The sequence below is a fragment of the Methanosarcina horonobensis HB-1 = JCM 15518 genome (assembly GCF_000970285.1).
GTDB classification, from domain to species: Archaea; Halobacteriota; Methanosarcinia; order Methanosarcinales; family Methanosarcinaceae; genus Methanosarcina; species Methanosarcina horonobensis.
This window is the reverse complement of sequence record NZ_CP009516.1, coordinates 728076-748785: the sequence shown is the minus strand read 5'-3', so window position 1 is coordinate 748785 and position 20710 is coordinate 728076. Positions and strand designations below refer to the sequence as shown.

Genomic DNA, 20710 nt, shown 5'->3' with positions numbered 1-20710 from the left:
ATAAATCAATATAATTCCAAAAACCAAATCCCAAAGAGGCAAAAACTATCTCTCTGGCATAGTAACGTTTATTTTAATTCAAAACCGATTAATCGTATATGGTGGATATTACGGGGCGAAAAGACCTGCGAGAAGCTGATCTTAAGGGTGCTGACTTTCGAGGAGTTGACTTTCAGGGAGCTAACCTTGAGAAGGCTAATCTTATAGAAGCGAACCTCAGCGGAGCTAACCTTAAAAGCGCTAATCTTAAAGGGGCTGACCTTTTTGAAGCCAACTTTGAGAGAACCCACCTTGAAGAGGCTCACCTTACGTGGGCTGACCTTAGATGGGCTAACTTTAAAGCAGCTTATCTTGAAAGAGCTCATCTCGAAGGAGCCAGACTTGAAGGGGCTAATCTCGAAAGATCTGATCTTAAAGAGGCTAACCTGGAAGGGGCTAGTCTTATAGAGGCTAATCTCAAAGGGGCTGACCTTGAAAAAGCTAACCTGAAAGGAGCAAATCTTGAAGGAGCTGACCTGGAAGGGGCAAACCTTAAAGAGGCTTTCCTTGGAGAGGTTTACGGTTTATCATTAGATCGGCTTTCTAAAGTAAAAACACTTTATGATGCAAAATTGGATGAAAAGCTCCTTATAACGCTAAGAGAGAATTATCCTGCCCTATTTGAAAAAGCTGATTAAGGTGGAAGATTAAAAACTACTTAGTTATACTAAACTTAGAGGATTCTATTCAGTTTTTTACTACTCTTTTATTCGTACCTTTTGTTATACTCTTAGTTTTTCGATCTTTGAACTATTTATGGAATTAGAGCTTGAGTTTACTGAAATTTAAAATTATCAGATGATGTAATTAATTGCATTACACCATACATCTCAATAAGAATAGATTTATATGTATAACAAGTAATTAAATATTAAATAAAAAATATAGGGATGTTAAGAAAACTCCCAGCTCCTACTTACATCGTATATCCTGATTTATATAGCATATACTGTAGCAGTTCATGATGATCCACTTAAACATAAGATCTCAGTGTAGAACATTTGGAGTTTCTGCACAAAACCAGGATCGGAGATCTCTCATGAAAGAAAAACGACTTCATCCAGATCAGTATAAAGAGAGGTCATTCTCCTTCGGAGACGACGTCTCTTTGATCAATGATTCTTATAATGATCACTCTCATAACAATAAGCCATGTAAACATAATTCTCATAAAGATTCTCCTCATAACGATTATTCTCGTAATCTCGAAAAGATAGTTACGAATAGCCGGACAAAAGATATCCTATCGGCGGCAGATGAGGGCATGTACAGGTCCTTTTTTAAGGAAAATAATGAAGTAACCCTTCTTGTCAACCCTGAGAGTTTCGATATTATTGATGCAAATGAAGCTGCATGTAAGTATTATGGCTGGACACTCGAAGAGATAATAGGCAAACAAATTAACCATATAAACGCTTTGTCAAACGAAGAGATTCAGGCTGAAATAAAAAGAGCTGCATGCGAAAACAGGAGTTACTTTTTCTTTAAGCATCGTCTTGCAAATGGTCGAACCCGTGATGTCGAAGTTTACAGCGGCTCAATGGAACTTAATTCCCAAAATTTGCTCTATTTCATAGTTCACGATATTACCGAGCGCAAGTTAGCAGAAGAGGAGTTACGAAGGAAAGAAATGCAGCTTCGCACTGCACAAAAAATCGGGCATGTTGGAAGCTGGGAGATTGACTTAAACTCCGGAAACGTGGATGCTTCAGAAGAAGCAAAACGAATATACGGACTTGAAGACGAACAGATTACCCTTAAAAGAATACAAAATATGCCTCTGCCTGAGTACCGTCCGGTTCTGGACAAAGCCATGAATGAGCTTTTGGAAAGAAATTTACCTTATGACGTGGAGTTCAGGATAAGAAGACAAAACGATGGCATTATCCGTATTATACATTCCGTGGCTGAATATTATGCTGAAAGAAATGCAGTTATCGGAATGATCCAGGATATTACCGAATACAAACAGTCCGAAAAATCACTGGTAGAAGAAGCTAGCTGGCGGCGTATCCTCATGGAACAGTCAAGGGACGGGATAGTCATTATCGACCAGAATGGTAAGGTTTTCGAGTCAAACCCGCGATATGCTGAAATGCTTGGCTATTCTCCCGAGGAAATGCAGATGCTGCACATGTGGGATTGGGATATTCACTACACACGTGAGCAATTGCTGGAAATGCTTCGGCTCGCTGACAATAAAGGAATCCTTCATGAAACACGTCAGCGCCGCAAAGACGGCACTCTTATTGATGTGGAAATCAACGCAAATGCGGCCATGTTCGGAGAGAGAAAACTGAGTTTTTGCGTGTGCAGGGATATTACTGGGCGTAAACAGACTGAAGAGGAACTGCTGAACTCCAAACTGGCTGCCGAGGCTGCCAGCAAGAGTAAAGATCAGTTCCTGGCTACCATGAGTCACGAGCTAAGAACCCCGCTGAACTCGATCATAGGTTTTTCGGATATATTGCTCGAGGAAATGTTTGGCAACCTAAACGAAAAACAGAAAGCCTATATAAACAACATTTCAAAAGGGGGCAAACATTTACTAAATCTTATTAATGACATCCTTGATCTCTCGAAAGTTGAAGCCGGTGAGATGAAACTCGATTACGAGAAGTTCCATGTTTCTCGTGCAGTTGATGAAGTTAAAGCATCAATAGTCCCTCTTGCGGTAAAGAAGGAGATCCATCTGGATGTCAAAGTAGATCCACAGCTTGGAATAATCCGTGCAGATAAAACCAAATTCAAACAAATCCTATACAACCTTACAAGTAATGCTATAAAGTTTACCCGAGAAAAGGGTGAAGTGACAATAGAAGCACGGCGTTTTGGCAAATTAGTTCAGATCAGTGTAAAAGATACAGGTATAGGCATATCAAAGAGTGATATGGACAAACTCTTCCAACCGTTTAAACAATTGAACCCTTACCTCACTCGCGAGCATGAAGGAACAGGACTGGGACTTGCCCTTGTTAAGAAATTTATTGAGATGCACAAAGGCAGAATTCGAGTTGAAAGTAAAATTGGGGAAGGCAGTATCTTTACATTCGTAATCCCATTTGATTCGAAAGACCATGAACAATCCCGAACAAAGAATTGACAGAATATCTGTCTTCAATGATATTATTTATGACGAGCAAGACTAGAACATAATGACTGTAAAGATACAGGCTATCTGAGTGAAAGATATCGATCTCATTGAAGGCAATAAATAGAGGATTTATCTTTGCTTTGAAATCTTTAATATAATGATATATTTTTTTACGGAACGATTTTTGGCATAATTAATTTAAAATAATTTATCTCATTATTATATGCTGGAGTTGGAAAGTAAGATGGGATAGAGAGTTGGGGAAAATCTATCACATAAAAAATCACCCGGGGGTCGCTATTCTTTTCTTCGGATCAACATGCTTGGGGGAGCATGATTGATAATATTCAAAGAGGCTGTATTGGGGGATGCAGTAGAACAGCGTCTCTGGGTTTCTTCTTATTATTCTTACATTAATCTTTTCAACTTTTTCGTAAATCCGATTTCTTCAAGATTTTATCCAAAAAATCTTTTCTACTATTCCAGACATACTATCCACACTTCGATGGGTTTTTAAATGAACCTGTAGTTATTAAGAATGGTTACACAGAATGTTTTTAAAAAATAATCCCCTATACTTAAAAGGGGGAAATAAATGCCATATAAAAGTAATTCTGAACTGCCGGATACAGTTAAGGAGAACCTGCCTGAGCACGGCCAAGATATCTACAGAGAGGCCTTCAACAACGCCTGGGAAGAATATAAGGATCCTTCAGAGAGAAAAGGAGACGCTTCAAGGGAAGAAACTGCCCACAAAGTTGCCTGGAGCGCAGTCAAAAAGAAGTACGAGAAGGATTCTAAAGGGAATTGGGTGGAAAAGGACTGAAATTTTACTCTTCAGAACCTGCTGATTATTTTTTGGAACTTTCTTTATGTTAATTCCCTTTCAGGTTAACTCTTTTTTAGATTTGTTCCTTTTAGATCAATTCCTTTAAAATTAGTTTCATTTATAATACTAGTTTCCTTTTAAAACGAAAAAATTAAAAAAAGGAGCTCTTATCGTACAATTTCATTCGTCTGCATGTACGGTATTTCAGGATTAAGAGCTGCGGTCGTACTCGACTTTATCTACCTCGGAAACACTGTTAATTGCAGGAATGTTTTGTACCGCAAGTGTGCCAGTAATTACCACATCTGGACCTTCCTGGATATCTCTAATCTTAAGCCCTTTTCCTTCCAGTTCAAGTATTACTTTTTCAAGAACGGCATCTTTTTCCAGAATAACTTTAATGTCGATAGACTCTTCAGATCCCATTTCAAGTTTGTCTTTGACCATTGATGTCAGTTCAGCAGAAAGTTTCGATGATGTCATTCTATCCCCCGTATTCATCTTAATCGCTTTCCCATAAATATCTGGCTATCCCGTAATCCTGCTGTAAAGATTGTGATCCGCCTGTAAGTAAAAAATCAGGTTTAATTATAAGGGCATGGATGAAGAGATGAAGGTTACGGGATTCTTGTTTTGCATTTAAAATACAGACATATTTTCGAAAAAAAAGACAATATCGTTCAAACAAATATATACTCTATAAAAAATGGATATCTTCAAAATAATCTGACGCAGCTTTATATTAAGCAAGATATTTATTTAGAAACAGAAAGAAGTAAGCTTTGGAAAGAACAGGAATTCAAAAAAGGTAGGTTCATACCAGATGGTGTTAAGGGGAAAAACGAGAGTAAAGTCCTATGAAGTAATACTCTGGGTAGCGTTAGCCTGTCTGCTCTACATAACCAGCCGGAGTAACTACCTCCTCTTCCATACTCTGGCAGAGTTATTCAGCATATATGTAGCATATGTCGTTTTTCTCATAGTATCAAAATCAAAAGACCGGCTGGAGAACAGATATCTTATACTTATAGGAATTGCATATTTTTTTGTTGCGAGCCTGGACCTTCTCCATACGTTTGCATACAAAGGAATGGGGATTTTTCCTCAATTTGATGCAAACCTTCCTACTCAGCTCTGGATTGCAGCCAGGTATATGGAAAGTATGTCCCTGTTTATAGCTCCACTGCTGTTAAAAGAGTATAGTGCAGGAAATGAAAACGGAGATACTGGAGCCAGAGAAAAAAACAAGTTCTTCTGGAAAATTTTTTTCATATACGCAGTTATCACAACTGGCTGTATTCTCTCAATCTTTACTATTAGAAACTTTCCAGATTCTTACATAGAAGGTTCAGGGCTTACTCCTTTTAAGATTATAAGCGAATATATCATATCATTAATTCTTCTATGTTCGCTTATTTTTTTATACACAAAACGAGATAAGTTCGACGTACGTGTTTTCAGGCTTGTAGAGGCGTCAATAGTAGTTACAATCCTCGGAGAACTTGCCTTTACTCTTTACGTGGATGTATATGGGTTTTTCAATTTTCTGGGTCATTATTTTAAAATTCTTTCATTTTATCTGATTTATACTGCGATAATTGAGACAGGGTTTGAAGCTCCTTACAGCCTCCTTTTTAGGGAGCTTAAAAAGAGCGAGGAGGCATTCAAGCAAAAAACCGTTTTCCTCGAGGATGATCAGGGCCGAATATATAGATTGCTTGGTCTAAGGATAGCGGGCTCCGAAAGTATAACGGAGCCGAAAAGGGGGCAGATAAAACAGAAGAACCACTATTCACTCGTGAATAATATAAAAGGGCTTATAGAGTTCAGGCTTGACAGGAATCTAGCGCCCTTATTCATTGGCGGAGAGGTTGAAGAAATTACAGGTTACAGTAAAGAAGATTTCCTTTTCGGCACGGTTAAATGGACAGAAATAGTTGTGCCTGAAGATTTGCCCTATGTTCTCGAAAACATACAAAAGTTAACCTCTAACCCTGACCGTTCTACTGAAACTGAGTACAGAATACGCAGAAAAGATGGGGAAGTCAAATGGGTGATGGAAGTACTGCAAAAACTTCCGGCAGGTTCGGGAGTGCACGGAGATATACAGAGTCTGATCCGCGATATTACCGAACGTAGAGCAGCTGAAGATACACTGAAGAAAATCGATGAAGCGCGTATAAAAGAAATCCATCATAGAATTAAAAATAACCTGCAAGTAATATCGTCTCTGCTCAGCCTTGAAGCCGAAAAATTCAGCGACAAAAAAATGCTTGAAGCCTTCAGAGAGAGCCAGAACCGGGTTACCTCCATGGCTATTATCCATGAAGAATTGTATAAAGGAAATCAAATTGATACCCTTGATTTTGCAGCTTATCTCAGAAAACTGACTGCTGACCTGCTCAGTTCATATGCCGTACAAAAGGAGAATATTGAGCTAAAGCTGGATCTTGAAAGGGTTTATCTTGATATGGACACTGCAGTACCCCTGGGCATTATTGTTAATGAACTGGTGTCCAATTCCCTAAAACACGCTTTTCCCAAAGGAACTGAAGGTAAGATCCTCATAAGCCTTTGCAAAACAGATGGTTTTACTTTAAATGCCGAAAATTCCGGAATAGGAAAAGAATGCACAAATGCAGGAGACCTGCCGTTTAGACTGACTGTGGAGGATAACGGAAAAGGAATTCCTGAGGGAGTAGACATTAAAAACACAAAGTCTCTGGGGCTCCAGCTGGTAAATATTCTTGTTGATCAGATTGACGGGTGTATAAAGCTCAAAAGAGATAAAGGGACGGAGTTCACAATCCTGTTCGGGAACTCAGGAGGGTGAACACCTAACTGAAAAACGGGAAAAGGTAAAGCTGGACAGAAAAAAGCCTTTAGATCTTTTCTACAGGCATCACTAAAACCAGCGAGAGCACTGTATGAGTTTAAGACAAAAAATGCCTGGAGAATAATTTCGCTCAAGTAGAACCAGGAAACCAGGAAAATACATGTTTAGAACATAACAGACTAGTGCTCTAAATACTCAAATATGTTTTTAAAAGAATTTACAGGATTTAGAGAATATCTCAGTGTATTAGTTCAATGAAATTTACAGTATCAGCTCCGAAAAATTTCTACACTCGAATAGGAAGGAAATTTTAAGATAAAAGTGCGATTCCGATGGCGTTTTAGAAATAGCTTTAGTGAGAAAAAGAGTTGAAAAAAGTGTGATATTATAAAATCACAAAACAATAAAAATAAAAAAGTAATTAAAAATAAAAAGTGATAAAAATAAAAAAGTAACAAAACTTTAAAAGTAATAAAAATTAACGATGGTAAGGTTAAAAGGTAACACGAATAGAAAAAAAATAAAAATTACAAAGCAATAAAAATTAAAAGAAAAAAATAAAATGGGAGCCTGAAAAAGCATTTAAGAGGCTCAAGCAATAACATCCTTTCTGAGGATGTACGCGACCATTTCAGGGTTCAGTTTACTCTCCCTTGAGACTTTTTCTTCAATAGCCTCAGTGGATTTGCCTTCGATCTTCAGCTCCTTTATCTCCTCAATTATAGAGGAAGGAATGCGGTAGTATTCGTTTATGTCCTTTCTGTGGCCCCAGACATCTCCTTCTATGAGCTGGATCCGCTGCATTTCAAGGAACATCTCTATGGACTTTGAGACCGTGCGCCTGTATGATTTAGGAAGCTGTATTACCTCAATCTTCGGGCAGTTCTCGACCAAAGAGAAAATATCCTTGTTTGAAGGCCTGAAAGCCAGGTGAACTATTCTTTCGTTTGGATTTAATGTAAAGATTTCTTCTCTAGAACTCACAACCCTTATTTTCAAAGTTTGTCCTCCCGATCTATTGATTTTTTTTCATTTGATAGTAAAAAATTCTTCATTAAATATTTTTCTATAATTACATGATTTATTTATAGAGAACTAGTATTTACATTCTTTCTTTTACTTTAGAATATTTTACATACATAACAAAACAATCACTATCTAGTGACACACTTTCTCATACACATTAAATAAATTAATACCATTACATTCTAAAAAGAATATGCAATAGAATCGACAAAAAATCAGAATATTGTTGGAATAATATTTGTTTTGTCGCAGGTCAGGGCATAGTTAATATTTTGTTATGTATCTCTGTGAAGGTCACATGAACTATTGGATATTATAAAAGCTCTCTTTGATCTATGTTTTGCTAAAGTTCTTATATGGATTTGATTCTCCAAATTCAGTTATCTTTTTAAATTTTAATGTTTACCTGGATTAGCATAATCAAATATTCCTCCTATTATCCGGATTCAGCTCTAAGTACGTTAATTTCCAGCTAAGACTCAATTCCCAGTTAAAACTTCAACGATTTCCATGGCTTTTGAACATGTTTGCAAAACCATATTTCTGTATTTAACTGGAACTTCTTTTTTGCAACCGAAAAGGAAGGTATCTGGGGAAAACTAAAAAGTCTGAATAGACACTGAACTTGTTGGAAAATAATTGACCTGTTATTAACAAAATGATCTTTAATAAAGGTATCCATTTTGTACGACAGTCAGAGGATCTACAATCAGGAAGAGATGCGGAGCATGTAGAGTAGGGAAAAGTTATCAAATAACAAAGCTGCATGGAAAAGAGACACAAACAGGGAACAGATGAGAAAAAGGCAATAAAACCGGAGCCAGAACTCAAGACAATCAATAAACGACTTGAATGTAAAAAAATCAATTTAAAATAATATGGTACTGCTTCGGAAAAGCTTAAAACGCCTTACCGAAGAAAACCAGAAAGTTTTTCAGTCCCAGAAAGTTTTTCAGTCAAATTTAAAAACTTCAAGACAGCATGGGCACAACAAACTTTGCGACTCCATACAGAAGTAACAGAAGCAAAAGCTGAATAAAGATCACGTCAAGATAATAACTTTTGGACTTCAGTCCTTTTGATTTATTGTCCCCATTATCCGGATCTTGTTTTCTTTTTTTCGCGTTATTGTCGCCTATCTGAGATTTCATTCCTTCCGTCACTTGAGACCACCTTTAATCATATTTACAATCATTTTTTGAATAAGATATACCCTTTAAGGTCAAATTTCCTCTGTAATTAACCGGGAACTATTACTGGCACGATAAAAACATAGACTATATACAGGATTGCAATAAACAAAATATGCATAAAAACCAGGTCTATCATCCAAGTTTTTACTCTGATATTAACCAAATTTGTCTTCCCTCCGATTGAATTATCCTGTAAGCGTCTAAGAACTTCCTCTCGCAAGCAAAGGCTGAGTGAATTAAAGGTATTTCAGCCACTCGGCGACACTATCAATAGCACAGAGGCAGCAAAAGGCTGTCAAAGCATGACTTGAGTGAAATTACATTCAGGTAAATAAGCGTTTGTATTAATAAATTAAAATAATCTCCCCTAATACCTGATTAAAGCTGAGATTTTTATTCAGTTTTAAACTCAGGCAATTATATTAAGTTAGCATTATTTAATTTAGCAGGTATCATCTATGAAGCATCATTATATTAACTTAGTTATTACGTTTCCAGTCCTATGTTATGAATATCCGAAGCACAAATTTATCCAGCTCTGTTATCCACGAAGGATTTATTATTATAAATTGTTGAACAAAAAAATCCTGTATAGATGGATGTAGCTAGATTAGTTATTCTGTGTGAAGCAACTATATAACAGCTTCGATTATGTCGAAGAAGCAAAAACGTATATAAGAATAACTGTCAGGAGAATTGCTAAGACAGTACGGGATTTAAGAAAGATAATAAGGATAAAATAGCAGATAAAGGCGAATATACGGAAAAAATACAAAGATATAAAAGATAAATTCTGAAAGAGTTCAGAATCCACTGGCTCATTGGTCTGAAATTTACTGATTTCAGTAGGAATTTGCCAGATTTAAGACTTCGGAATTTGCTACTATCATTTATGACTCAAAATTTACTGGCTTTTGTGATATTATATCCCGTGAACTCCATCTTTCCGGAATCAGGGTCACTATAAACCATATTTGAAATGCTGGAATAATAGGTGAAAAGTTCCCTTCCCCATTTCAGCGCGCTCTCCTCGTAACTTATAAGCGTGGTCCTGTCAAATCTCCCGTTCTTGTCATAGAGCCAGAGAGCCATAAAGATATCTTTTCCTTCTTCTAACAGAAAGCAATTAAGTTTACAGAATCAACGCCTTTGATTTTTCAGTATGGCGTTGATTCCAGACCCGGGATTGAATTCCAACGTGATTATAAATGGACAATTAGGATTTAATACTATAAACAATTTCCATAATAATTACGACGTATATATAGTTATTGAAGAGAATTCAGATGTTCGAGTCTCTACTTACTGATTTAAGCCCCCATTCTCGATTTGAAAATCATCAATTACCTGCTAAGATTCAGCAGTAAAAGTCTCTCTCCAGATCAGGAGTTCTTTCTTAAGGAGCTCCCATGTAGAGGAAATCATGCCTGCGTATCCTGAAAGATCACTTACTTTTACCGCATTAACTTATGGAAAAACATAACTTTTATTAAATGTTATACTTATTATATTGCAGAAACTAAGACTGTTACGAGGCCCATGCATGGAAGACCCTGTTGTTGCGAAAATCAAAAATCAGTTCGATAAAAAAGGAAATCCAGCAAAGATTCCACTTATGAGCGGGAAGCAGTTTTTCGAAGCCCGAGCCGAAAAAGACGGAATTTATGTTGATAACCTGAAAAAACATCAATTTCTTTCCTGGGAGATATTTTCCGAAACCGTTGATTTTTTGCAGAAAAACGGGGGAAAAGCAAAAAAAGGAAATGCAACAGGCTCCAGGCTAGGAGACCCGAACCTGGACCTGAATACCGTGGAAGGCTACATTGCGAGCAAGGTATACAATTGCAAGACAGGAGATACCGTATTTAAGAGGATAACACCAATAGCTTCAATTCTCGCCTGGGCTGAAATCTGTGAAAATACAAAAGGGCAGATCTGCCTTCTTACAGAAAAAAATGAGTTCTATGCCGCCGAACCAGAAAAAAACCTTTCTGAAATAGATTTTTCTAAAAAAGATATTTCTTTTACTCCAGAAACAGAGGAAATAAAAGAAAAAGAAGAGGAAGAAAAAGAAGTGATAAATTCTCTTAATCTTCAGCTCGCAAAGAAGAACTCTGAGTTAAGAGGCCTGGAAACAAAATTTTTAGAAAGCTTGCAGAGAATTAAAGAATTTGAAGAACAGTTTGCAGGCAGAGATAGAGAGAGCAGCACTCTAAAGGAAGAACTTGAAGCAAAAACCGGAAAAATAGATACTCTTGAAAAATCTATATCGGATTCGGAAGGGATCATAAGAAGCCTTGAAGAAAAGCTCACAGGCAAAGTAGTCGAATTCAAAGACCTTGATAAACTCGTCTTCGAAAAGTCGGAGAAAATCGGGAAACTTGAGCAGGAAATCGTTGAGAAGAACGAAAAAATAAAAAACTTTGAGGACTACCTTGCTAAAAGAGATGAAGCTGTAAAAGGACTGGAAGATCAGCTTATTCAAAGAGATGAAGCAATAAAAGGACTCGAAGGCAGGATTACTCAATACAGCAGCATCCTTGAAGAACTTGAAACCGGACTGAAAGAAAAAGAAGAAGCTATAATCGTTTTTGAAACAGAGATTCAGAAAAAGGACTTAAAACTTAAGGAATTCCTTGAGAATTTTACTGATAAGGATAAGGAGATAGAAAAACTCGAGTCCATGCTGAGCGGAAAAGAAGAGGAAATAAGTAATCTTGGTAGAGCACTCAAAACAAAAGTTGGGGAAACGAGGGCTCTTCAGGAGAAGATTCTGGTAAAACAAAGGGATATGGAAAAACTTGAAGAAAGCATTTTAGTAAAGGACAGGGACCTTAAGATCCTTGCTGAAGAGGTTATTGCAAAGAGTGCAGAGATAAAGAGAATTGAAGAGAAGCTTAACGGAAAAGAGAGAAGAGTAAACACAGCTGAAGCCATGCTTGCCGCAAGCGAAGAAAAAGTCAGAAAGCTTGAAAAACAGATCTCTGGATATGCTGGAGAAGAGAAACTTGCAGGACAGCTCAGAGAAAAAGAGGATCTAATAAAACAACTCAAAAGAACGCTCGTAAGCAAAGAAGAAGAAGTTTCCAGGCTCAACGAAGAAAACAGAAAATACAGAATGCAGCAGAAACTTTCAGCAGAAGGATTAAGGCAGATAGAAGAGCAGAAAACCTCACGGAAATGGTGGAGGCGCCTGTAAGCCGGAAGTGAACTGTTTCCATGCTGTTAAATACTTTAGGATTATTGACTTAGTTTGTCTGTTAAATTTTGTTCATATCTGGCCTTTCGGGGACTGCTGAAAGGAACGAACTGTGAAGAAGGTGGAGAACCATATCAGGGCTGATTTTCCTGAGATTTGTTACCTCGCCAATTATCTCTTCCTCAGTCCTCCCCTGGACTTCCAGTTCCTTTATCTTTTCGAGTACATAGGAAGGGATTACGAAATAGTTATTAAGGTCGTGCCAGTGCCCGCTGACATCCCCCTTTACAAGATGAATACCCGAAGAGGCAAGAAACATCTTGATAAATTTTGAGAGCCCGTCATAGGAAGATGCAGGAAGCTGAAGTATTTCAATCCCCGGACAGGTCTTGACAAGACTGAAGAGGTCCCTATCAGAGGGTCGAAAAGCGAGATGAACTGCTTTTTCCTCGCGTTCAAGGCTAAGGATTTCATCCCTGCTTGTAACTACTCTAATTCGTATACTGCCTAACCCCATTTATGCTCCCACTCTTATTAAGCACGGATCATTTATTTAATTTTGTATTTCAGTTTTTCGGATCAAATTTCAGTATGTTGAATGAGTAAGTTCCGGATAAGAATCATCAGAAGCGGCGAAAGTTAATTTTCTTGTTCCTGAATTCAAGCGCTTCCGAGTTCATCGGGTTCTTTCCGAATCTATTCCAAGTCCGGCCACAAGGCTCTGCCCGAACGAAATGCACCCATCACCGCATTGGACATGTCGGTGCATAAGCAATTCAAAGCCTGCTTCTTTTAAGTATCTTGCAATTCCTGAGGAGATATGGTCATTGTAAGCAACCCCTCCACTGAGCCCTATCCTGTCAAAATCGTTTTTTCTGGCGAGGGAGATTGCAATTTCGGAAATTCCTTTCGTAAGACCCTCTTCAACTGCAAATGCAAGATCAGCCGAGGAATATTTCCCACCGGAAAGTTCATAAACCCCAAGAAGAAGCTCGGTCGTATCAAGGACAGGAACTGCGGGGTCTCCCCGCTTTCTGAAAACCAGAGGAAGATCTACCCATTGAGTGCTTTTCTTTGCTGCGGACTCGAGCTTCATTGCAGGTTCCCCTTCATATGTCCTCATTTTGCATATATCCAGAAGCGCTGCAGCCGCGTCCAGTATTCTCCCTGTGCTGCTGGTCATACTGATATTTATATTTTTTTGAAGTTGTTGCATGACTGTAGAGAATTCTTGCTTTCCCCTGGGGAAATAAAGAGGCAGCTCTTCAAGTTCTGCTTCTCCAAGTCTTCCTGAAAGCATACCCAGAACCATGCGGGAAGGATTCTTTACTGCAAGGTCTCCCCCTGGCATAGGCTGGGGCAGCAGGTGTCCCAGGCGTTCGTATCCGAAATAAGATGAACCCAAAAATTCCCCTCCCCAGACTGTCCCATCGCCACCGTACCCAACTCCGTCAAGGGCAATTCCAAGTATTCGGGAATCTACTGGTAGAGAATTATCAGCCATGAGGGCAAGGATATGGGCGTAATGGTGCTGCACCTGAAGGGTTTTTTCTCCTCCCCTGTTCATCGCAAATCCGGTTGTATTAAAGGATGGGTGCAGGTCACAACCCCAGTTAAGAGGCTCTATGCCCGTAAGCCGGACCAGATGCTCAAAAACCTCATTATGATATCTGAAGGTCTCTACATGGCTGGTATTTCCTATATACTGGGAGATGTAGGCCAGTTTTCCTTTCACCAGGGTTATTGTCGAGTTCATCTCGGCTCCGACTCCTGCCGCCGCTTCAACTTCGAAAGGCAGCTCCACAGGCTCGGGAACAAAACCCCTGGAACGCCGGATAAAAGCTCTCTGTCCGTTTACAACCCTGATAACCGTATCATCATTTCGGTTTGCAATAACCCTGTTATGTAACAGGTGAAAATCTACAATTCCTCTGAGTTTTTCAAGAGCTTCTTCATTTTCAACAACCATGGGCCTTCCTGGAAGGTTTGCGGAAGTCATAACATACACGGAATCCGGCGCGAGGTCAAAAAGTAGATTTTGTGTGCCTGTATATGGAAGCATAACCCCGATATTGTGCAGCCCCGGAGAAACCGATTCTGCCAGGCTGAAGTTCTTTGATTTGGGAAGTACGGTTATGGGGCGGCGGACAGACATGAGGCATTTTCTGCCTGCATCTCCGGGTTCTGCAAAGGATTCCACAACTTCCATATTCTTTGCCATTACCGCAAAAGGCTGTTCCGGACGAGCCAGCCGCCTTCGGAGTTCCTTTACAGAACCGTCCTTTCTGGCATTACAGGCAATATGAAAACCTCCGAAACCTTTTACTGAAAGGATTGATCCCTGTTCAAGAAGCTCAGAGGCTTTTACAATTGCCCCATAATTCTTTGCGATCAATTTTCCCTTAGAATCCGAAAGCCAGATTTCCGGCCCGCATTTAGAACAGCATACAGGCTGGGCATGATATCTGCGGTTGAGAGGGTCGGTGTATTCTACCTCACATTGTTCGCATAGAGGAAAGTCTGCCATGGTAGTATTTTCGCGGTCATATGGGAGTGTTCGGACTGTCGTGTAGCGGGGACCACAGTTCGTACAGACGGTAAAAGGATAATGATAGTATCTGGAAGAAGGATCGAATATCTCAAGCCGGCATTCCTCACAGATAGCCGTATCAGGAGGAATTATAGAATTTTCAAAAATTCCGGGTTCGCTATGTACGATAATAAATTCCTGAAAACCGGAAAAAGTGATAGTTTTTACTTTAATTTCCTTAATTCTGGCAAGTGGGGGCTTTTTTTCAGGAAGGTCAATAAGAAAATTTTGAATATCAGCCCTTTCTCCTTCAATAAGGACTTCTACATGGTTTCCAAGGTTTTTCACGTATCCTGAAAGCCCATGGGCTTTTGCAAGCCTATATATGAAAGGACGAAAACCGACACCCTGCACCGTGCCGGTCACATGAAGAAGTCTTGCTTCGTTTTGCATAAGGAAATTAGGATTGATACTTGTCGTTAAAATAACTTTCTGATAACAGGCAGATAACAGGAAAGTGAGTAAGAGAAGTAACAATCAGAAAAAAGCAACATCATAAACAATATAATGGGTTATAAAAAACAGTATTCCATGACGAACTCAGGAAAGATACTGGAAAAAAGGATTATCCTGGAGTTCAGGTCAAGGTAAAATTTGGAAAGATCGTTTTTAAGATAATAATGAACCCTAAGATCATCATTAAAAGGGAGATCCGCCAGGCTGCCTGTAGCAGGCGGGCCTGGTTTTCGGGTTCACCTAACTTAAGTATGGTTCTTTCAACCAGATTCGGTCGATCCTTACACGCTGCCATGTTCAAATCAATCTTAGTCTCTCATTCTTGCCTTGACTCTCTTTAGCCTGAAGGTGTTTTCCCTTTCCATTTCTTCAAGCATGAAACGGATGTACTTCATGGTCGAAATGAGATCGGGAATGACCTTGAATTCGAGAGCGTTAACACGCCTCTTTGTCTTCTCGATTTCATTAAGGAGCCTTTTCATTGTTGTTTCCAGCTCTGCAGCAGTGATGATCTTTTCTACAAGATCCTCGTAAGCATCGGCAGTCTCGTCAATATATGCGTTTGTCCCGATAATGCCGTAGCCCCTCTCGTAGAGGGGTTTGCGGACTCCAGTAGAACTGATCTTGGGCACTACTACGCCCATGATATTGTGCCCTGAAAGTTGAATCTCAGGGTATTCCTTCGCTGTAAAGGCAGTTGATTTGACTGCAACCATTCCATTCACAGCAGAGGCTAGATTGATTTTTTCCGTACTTTTTGCAAAGGCAGCATCCAGCTCGGTTCTGACGTTCCTTGCTTCATTAAGGATCTTGAAAAACTCAAGGATAAGACCGTCTCTTTTCATCTTCAGGAGCTTGTGCCCACTTTCTGACAGTTTGATCTTTTTCTTGAGATTAATTAACTCCGACCGAGTTGGTTTTACGTCCTGCTGAGCCATGGCGATCACTTAGCCTTTCTGTGAGCCGGGTGATATTTCTGGATATATTTGTTGTCAATTCTACCCAACTGGTTCTCAGGAAGGTGAGTGAGAATCTGCCATCCGATCTCCAGAGTATCCTCGATTGTCCTGTTTTCGTTTCTGCCCTGGCGGACAAACTTGTTCTCAAAAAGGTCGGCAAACTCGAGGAACTTGGTGTCTCTTTCGGACAGAGCTTCCTTACCGACGATTGCCACGAGACCTCTCAGGTCACGCCCTTCTGCATAACCTGCATACATCTGGTCAGAAACGGCTTTGTGGTCTTCCCTTGTTTTGCCGGGTCCGATACCGGAGTTCATCAGCCTTGACAGGGACGGCAACACATTAATTGGCGGGTAAATACCCTTTCTGTGCAGTTCTCTGGCAACCACGATCTGGCCTTCGGTAATATACCCTGAAAGGTCAGGAATCGGGTGGGTTATGTCGTCACCGGGCATTGAGAGGATAGGAATCTGAGTAACGGATCCCTTGGCACCCTTGACAATACCTGCACGCTCGTAGAGGGTTGCAAGGTCAGTGTACATGTAACCAGGATATCCACGGCGGCCAGGCACTTCGTTACGGGCGGCACCCATCTGACGGAGAGCTTCTGCATAGTTTGTAATGTCAGTCAGGATGACAAGAACGTGCATGCCGTGCTCGTATGCCAGATACTCGGCTGCTGTGAGAGCCATACGCGGTGTGACTATACGTTCGACAGCAGGGTCGTCTGCAAGGTTCAGGAACACAACTGCCCTTTCCAGAGCGCCTGTCTTTTCAAAGTCGCTCATGAAATACTGGGCTTCTTCGTTGGTGATACCCATTGCTGCGAAAACTACTGCGAAAGCAGATTCGGAGCCTGGCACAGAAGCCTGCCTTGCGATCTGCAGAGCAATTTCATTGTGTGGCAGACCTGAAGCTGAGAAAATAGGCAGTTTCTGCCCACGGACAAGGGTGTTCGTTCCGTCGATTGTGGAGATACCTGTCTGGATAAAGTCCTTTGGAGGCAGCCTGGCGTACGGGTTCATTGCAGCCCCATTGATGTCCAGCAACTGGTCTGGAACAATCCTTGGGCCACCGTCCCTCGGGTCTCCTGAGCCTGATAGGATCCTGCCGAGAAGGTCGATGGATGCGGGGAGCTTCAGGGTTTCCCCGGTAAAGATTACACCGCAGTCTTTGTCAAGCCCACCAGTACCTTCGAAAACCTGGACAACCACAATATCAGCAGAAGAGTCCAGAACCTGGCCTCTGCGGATAGTCCCATCAGTCATTTTAATGTTAACGATTTCGTTATAACCCACAGGCTCTGTTTTCTCGACAAAGATAAGAGGCCCTGCAATCTGAGTGATTGTCTTATACTCTTTTACCATTGTTACCTACCTCCCAGGGCTGCAAACTCCTTATCCATTTTTGCAAGGACAGCATTCAAAGAGCCATCGAAATCCTCTTCAAACTTGACCTTGGGAAGGTCGTTCTTGGACTCCATCTTGATAATTTCCGAAGCAGGTACACCTGATTTCAGGGCATCCATTGCAGCGTCTCCGTACTTCATGATGGCCTGCATGATCCTGTACTGTTTTGCGAACGGGCTGTAGGTGTCTATCGGGTGGAATGCATTCTGTTGCAGGAAGATTTCCCTTATCATACGGGTAATTTCAAGCAGAAGCTGCTGTTCTTCCGGCAGAGCATCGGAACCTACAAGCTGCACGATTTCCTGCAGTTCGGATTCTGTCTGCAGCATATCCATTGCCTTTTCCCTCATAGCAACGTAGTCAGGAGCCACGTTCTCGGTGAACCAGTCGTTAAGATCTTCCTTGTACAGACTGTAGCTGTTCAGCCAGTTAATTGCAGGGAAGTGACGCCTCTGGGATAACTTTGCATCCAGAGCCCAGAATACCTTCACGATACGCAGAGTGTTCTGAGTAACAGGCTCGGAGAAGTCACCGCCTGGAGGGGATACTGCACCGATAGCAGTAATTGAACCTTTCTCACCACAGAGAGTCTCGGCAACTCCGGCACGCTCATAGAATTCTGCCAGCCTTGCAGACAGGTATGCCGGGTAACCTTCTTCACCAGGCATTTCTTCAAGACGGGAGGAGATTTCTCTCATGGCTTCTGCCCACCTGGAGGTGGAGTCTGCCATCAGGGAGACGTCATATCCCATGTCACGGTAGTATTCCGCAAGTGTCATTCCTGTATATACAGATGCTTCTCTTGCAGCCACAGGCATATTTGAAGTGTTAGCGACAAGGATAGTACGCTCCATGAGTGGCCTTCCGGTCTGCGGGTCTTCAAGTTCAGGGAAGTCCCACAGAACATCTGCCATCTCGTTTCCGCGCTCTCCGCAACCTACATAAACCACAATCTCGGTGTCACTCCATTTTGAAAGCTGCTGCTGAGTAACAGTTTTGCCCGACCCGAAAGGTCCTGGAATTGCAGCAGTTCCGCCTTTTGCTACAGGGAAAAGTCCGTCAAGAATTCTCTGCCCTGTGACCAGAGGCTTTTCAGGAGTAAGTTTTCTCTTTACCGGTCTTGGTCTTCTGACTGGCCATCTGTGCATCATTTGCAACTCTGTCCCGTCAGTTAAGGTACAGATGGTATCTAGAACAGTGAAGTTTCCGCTCTTTATGTCGGCGATTGTGCCCGACTTGTCCGGCGGCATCATGATCTTGTGTTCAATATTTACTGTTTCCTGAACAACACCGATCACTTCTCCGCCTTTTACGAAATCTCCCTTTCTGGCAACAGGCTTAAACTCCCATATTTTTTTGTGGTCAAGCCCATCTGCAGTGACACCTCTCTTGATGAACCCGCCCGTCCTTTCAAGCAGGACATGCAGTGGCCTCTGAACTCCATCATAAATACTGGAAAGAAGGCCCGGACCGAGCTCTACTGCCAGAGACATACCTGTAGTTACACAGGGCTCCCCTGGTCTGACGCCTCCTGTCTCTTCGTAAACCTGGATGATGGTCTTGCCACCTACTATCTGGATGACTTCACCCATCAGCCCTTCGTTACCGACTTTGCAAAGGTCATACATCTTTGCATCCAAGCCGATAGCGGTGACGACAGGCCCAGCCACACGATAAATTTCACCTTTTACTTCCACAGATCAACACCTACCGCTTGTTTTATTTTATCTCTTAAACTCATTGAGCCTGTTCCGCTGCCTCCGAGGGCTACTACTGTAGGCTGGACAGACTCATTCAAGTTTCTCCTTAAAATTTCCGGCAGATTACCAATGTCATCATTATGCATTACAAGAATCCCGATACTCTTATCTTCAAGCACCGATTTTACCGCGGACTCGGTGGTTGGGGTATCAGTGACTTCATATACTTTTCTGATACCAGCCAGCCTGAACCCCGTGACAAACTCGCTCTTTCCGATCACTGCCAATTCCATTAGATAACCACCAACTGGTCTTTAATTAGTGTATCATCGAGGCCAGCCTCCTTACCTCTGAAAATAATCCGGAGGTTGTTGACCTCATTATTTTTATGGATAATATAGTCCATAATAGGTACAATTGAGATCGGAGATACATGCGAATAAGTGGTTGCAGATTCAAGATAGAACCTTGTGAGCCTGCTTTCAACAGTAGTCAGAGAAGCCGTTTCCAGACCCGCGACACTTGAAATTGCATCCCAGTAGTCAGTTTTACGAAGTTCATCGATAAACTGTTCATAAGGAAGCGTTGCCAATTTCTCGGGCTTCAGCTCAAGGCCGCCTTCAATCATAAGGGGCATGATCTCATCAGACTTTTCAACTCCTGCTTTTTTCAGTCTGAAGAGGGTACCCAGGTTCTTAACATCGACTTCGAGTTTGATGAACCTGGCGTAGAGCTTCCGGTCCTTGGATCTTGGTTTTCCGATTACGGCAAACAGGCTTGAATAGTACATCTTGTCAAGCTCGTTTTCTATGTATGCCAGGTTATTTCCGTCAAACTCCTGCAGCAGAGGATAATAATCGGTTTCTTTCAGGGCATCAATGACTTCCTGATATGTGGGCTTGGCTGCAAGTTCTGACAAGAAGGTATAGGTAAATTCCCCGGCAGAGATCAGAGACTCGAGGATGTCCTCAACGGATGCATTGTAAAGTTTACCGCGGAGAAGTGTTTTTACATTCCAGATATCATATCTCATAAGATATGCAGTGATCAGGTAGTTCAATTCTCCTGAGGTGATCCTGAGCAACTTGTCATAGGTGAGCGCAAGATTCCTGTTTAATGCATGTTCTGCCAGATCGCCACCGCTGTATTTCATTGCCAGTTCGTCAACGTCGTTTTTGTATTCAGACTCTTGGATAAAGCGGGTAATTTCATCAATCCCCATATTGAGAAGCCGCGGATACGTTTCTTTTGGGAGCAGCTTACTCTTCATCGCACGAACACGGGTTACGGCATAAGCATAGTTAGAAGTGCCTTTTTTCTTTTTATCGGATTTTCGTGAGGGTTTTTTCCCCCAGAGTCTCTCCAAAAGCCGCATCGAAC

General features: G+C 41.1%; 16 protein-coding genes. 5 read left to right on the top strand and 11 right to left on the bottom strand.

Annotated elements, in window-relative coordinates; genetic code table 11:
- The first annotated feature begins 98 nt into the window (after window positions 1-98).
- The 3 genes from MSHOH_RS03305 to MSHOH_RS03295 all read left to right on the top strand — a co-directional run bounded on the left by MSHOH_RS03305 (window position 99) and on the right by MSHOH_RS03295 (window position 3959).
- Entirely contained in the window at window positions 99-677 is a 579-nt protein-coding gene (locus MSHOH_RS03305; RefSeq protein WP_052730683.1) for a pentapeptide repeat-containing protein, read from the top strand.
- Between the two features lie 401 nt (window positions 678-1078).
- Window positions 1079-3142 carry a PAS domain-containing sensor histidine kinase gene (locus MSHOH_RS21875; protein WP_162197598.1) on the top strand — a complete coding sequence of 688 codons (2064 nt, stop codon included), beginning with the start codon at window positions 1079-1081 and terminating at the stop codon, window positions 3140-3142.
- 586 nt (window positions 3143-3728) lie between these two features.
- A complete protein-coding gene (locus MSHOH_RS03295) occupies window positions 3729-3959 on the top strand; it encodes a ChaB family protein (RefSeq protein WP_048137351.1) in 231 nt (76 codons plus the stop codon).
- Between the two features lie 213 nt (window positions 3960-4172).
- Here MSHOH_RS03295 and MSHOH_RS03290 read toward each other — a convergent pair whose 3' ends face one another.
- On the bottom strand, window positions 4173-4445 hold the full coding sequence (locus MSHOH_RS03290) for a hypothetical protein (protein WP_048137349.1): 273 nt from the start codon (window positions 4443-4445) through the stop codon (window positions 4173-4175).
- Window positions 4446-4785: 340 nt separating this feature from the next.
- Between MSHOH_RS03290 and MSHOH_RS03280 the strand changes: the two genes are divergently transcribed.
- Window positions 4786-6795, top strand: coding sequence for an MASE3 domain-containing protein (locus MSHOH_RS03280; protein WP_048137345.1), 2010 nt, complete (start codon window positions 4786-4788; stop codon window positions 6793-6795).
- A 594-nt stretch (window positions 6796-7389) separates the two neighbouring features.
- Here MSHOH_RS03280 and MSHOH_RS03275 read toward each other — a convergent pair.
- From MSHOH_RS03275 to MSHOH_RS03265, 3 genes are all read right to left on the bottom strand, one after another.
- Window positions 7390-7797 (bottom strand): DUF1699 family protein, encoded by a 408-nt coding sequence (locus MSHOH_RS03275; protein WP_048137343.1) that lies wholly within the window; start codon window positions 7795-7797, stop codon window positions 7390-7392.
- 998 nt (window positions 7798-8795) lie between these two features.
- Complete coding sequence (locus MSHOH_RS03270) at window positions 8796-8987, bottom strand: hypothetical protein (protein WP_048137341.1); 192 nt, start codon at window positions 8985-8987, stop codon at window positions 8796-8798.
- Between the two features lie 927 nt (window positions 8988-9914).
- Window positions 9915-10109: a transcriptional regulator FilR1 domain-containing protein gene (locus MSHOH_RS03265; protein ID WP_048137340.1), complete on the bottom strand. Its 195-nt coding sequence runs from the start codon at window positions 10107-10109 to the stop codon at window positions 9915-9917.
- 451 nt (window positions 10110-10560) lie between these two features.
- Between MSHOH_RS03265 and MSHOH_RS03260 the strand changes: the two genes are divergently transcribed.
- The gene (locus MSHOH_RS03260; protein ID WP_048137338.1) at window positions 10561-12216 is read left to right on the top strand and encodes a coiled-coil domain-containing protein; all 1656 of its coding nucleotides are present in this window, start codon (window positions 10561-10563) and stop codon (window positions 12214-12216) included.
- Window positions 12217-12277: 61 nt separating this feature from the next.
- On the opposite strand, the gene MSHOH_RS03255 is transcribed toward MSHOH_RS03260, so the two are convergent.
- The 7 genes from MSHOH_RS03255 to MSHOH_RS03225 all read right to left on the bottom strand — a co-directional run bounded on the left by MSHOH_RS03255 (window position 12278) and on the right by MSHOH_RS03225 (window position 20705).
- A complete protein-coding gene (locus tag MSHOH_RS03255) occupies window positions 12278-12733 on the bottom strand; it encodes a DUF1699 family protein (RefSeq protein ID WP_048137336.1) in 456 nt (151 codons plus the stop codon).
- A gap of 159 nt (window positions 12734-12892) precedes the next feature.
- On the bottom strand, window positions 12893-15199 hold the full coding sequence (gene hypF / locus MSHOH_RS03250; RefSeq protein ID WP_048137334.1) for a carbamoyltransferase HypF: 2307 nt from the start codon (window positions 15197-15199) through the stop codon (window positions 12893-12895).
- Window positions 15200-15570: 371 nt separating this feature from the next.
- On the bottom strand, window positions 15571-16200 hold the full coding sequence (locus MSHOH_RS03245) for a V-type ATP synthase subunit D (protein ID WP_204245378.1): 630 nt from the start codon (window positions 16198-16200) through the stop codon (window positions 15571-15573).
- A gap of 5 nt (window positions 16201-16205) precedes the next feature.
- Entirely contained in the window at window positions 16206-17588 is a 1383-nt protein-coding gene (locus tag MSHOH_RS03240) for an ATP synthase subunit B (protein ID WP_048137330.1), read from the bottom strand.
- 2 nt (window positions 17589-17590) lie between these two features.
- Window positions 17591-19327, bottom strand: coding sequence for an ATP synthase subunit A (locus MSHOH_RS03235; RefSeq protein ID WP_048137328.1), 1737 nt, complete (start codon window positions 19325-19327; stop codon window positions 17591-17593).
- Window positions 19318-19623, bottom strand: coding sequence for a V-type ATP synthase subunit F (locus MSHOH_RS03230; protein WP_048137327.1), 306 nt, complete (start codon window positions 19621-19623; stop codon window positions 19318-19320). Before MSHOH_RS03230 ends, MSHOH_RS03235 begins: the two co-directional genes overlap by 10 nt.
- Window positions 19623-20705: a V-type ATP synthase subunit C gene (locus tag MSHOH_RS03225; protein WP_048137325.1), complete on the bottom strand. Its 1083-nt coding sequence runs from the start codon at window positions 20703-20705 to the stop codon at window positions 19623-19625. Before MSHOH_RS03225 ends, MSHOH_RS03230 begins: the two co-directional genes overlap by 1 nt.
- Between the last annotated feature and the right edge of the window lie 5 nt (window positions 20706-20710).

What these genes read in the sequence shown, in the direction of transcription:
- MSHOH_RS03305 (WP_052730683.1), top strand. Translation starts at nt 99, where the DNA reads ATGGTGGATATTACGGGGCGAAAAGACCTGCGAGAAGCTGATCTTAAG.
- MSHOH_RS21875 (WP_162197598.1), top strand. Translation starts at nt 1,079, where the DNA reads ATGAAAGAAAAACGACTTCATCCAGATCAGTATAAAGAGAGGTCATTC.
- MSHOH_RS03295 (WP_048137351.1), top strand. Translation starts at nt 3,729, where the DNA reads ATGCCATATAAAAGTAATTCTGAACTGCCGGATACAGTTAAGGAGAAC.
- MSHOH_RS03290 (WP_048137349.1), bottom strand. Translation starts at nt 4,445, where the DNA reads ATGACATCATCGAAACTTTCTGCTGAACTGACATCAATGGTCAAAGAC.
- MSHOH_RS03280 (WP_048137345.1), top strand. Translation starts at nt 4,786, where the DNA reads ATGGTGTTAAGGGGAAAAACGAGAGTAAAGTCCTATGAAGTAATACTC.
- MSHOH_RS03265 (WP_048137340.1), bottom strand. Translation starts at nt 10,109, where the DNA reads ATGGCTCTCTGGCTCTATGACAAGAACGGGAGATTTGACAGGACCACG.
- MSHOH_RS03260 (WP_048137338.1), top strand. Translation starts at nt 10,561, where the DNA reads ATGGAAGACCCTGTTGTTGCGAAAATCAAAAATCAGTTCGATAAAAAA.
- MSHOH_RS03255 (WP_048137336.1), bottom strand. Translation starts at nt 12,733, where the DNA reads ATGGGGTTAGGCAGTATACGAATTAGAGTAGTTACAAGCAGGGATGAA.
- hypF (WP_048137334.1), bottom strand. Translation starts at nt 15,199, where the DNA reads ATGCAAAACGAAGCAAGACTTCTTCATGTGACCGGCACGGTGCAGGGT.
- MSHOH_RS03245 (WP_204245378.1), bottom strand. Translation starts at nt 16,200, where the DNA reads ATGGCTCAGCAGGACGTAAAACCAACTCGGTCGGAGTTAATTAATCTC.
- MSHOH_RS03240 (WP_048137330.1), bottom strand. Translation starts at nt 17,588, where the DNA reads ATGGTAAAAGAGTATAAGACAATCACTCAGATTGCAGGGCCTCTTATC.
- MSHOH_RS03230 (WP_048137327.1), bottom strand. Translation starts at nt 19,623, where the DNA reads ATGGAATTGGCAGTGATCGGAAAGAGCGAGTTTGTCACGGGGTTCAGG.
- MSHOH_RS03225 (WP_048137325.1), bottom strand. Translation starts at nt 20,705, where the DNA reads ATGCGGCTTTTGGAGAGACTCTGGGGGAAAAAACCCTCACGAAAATCC.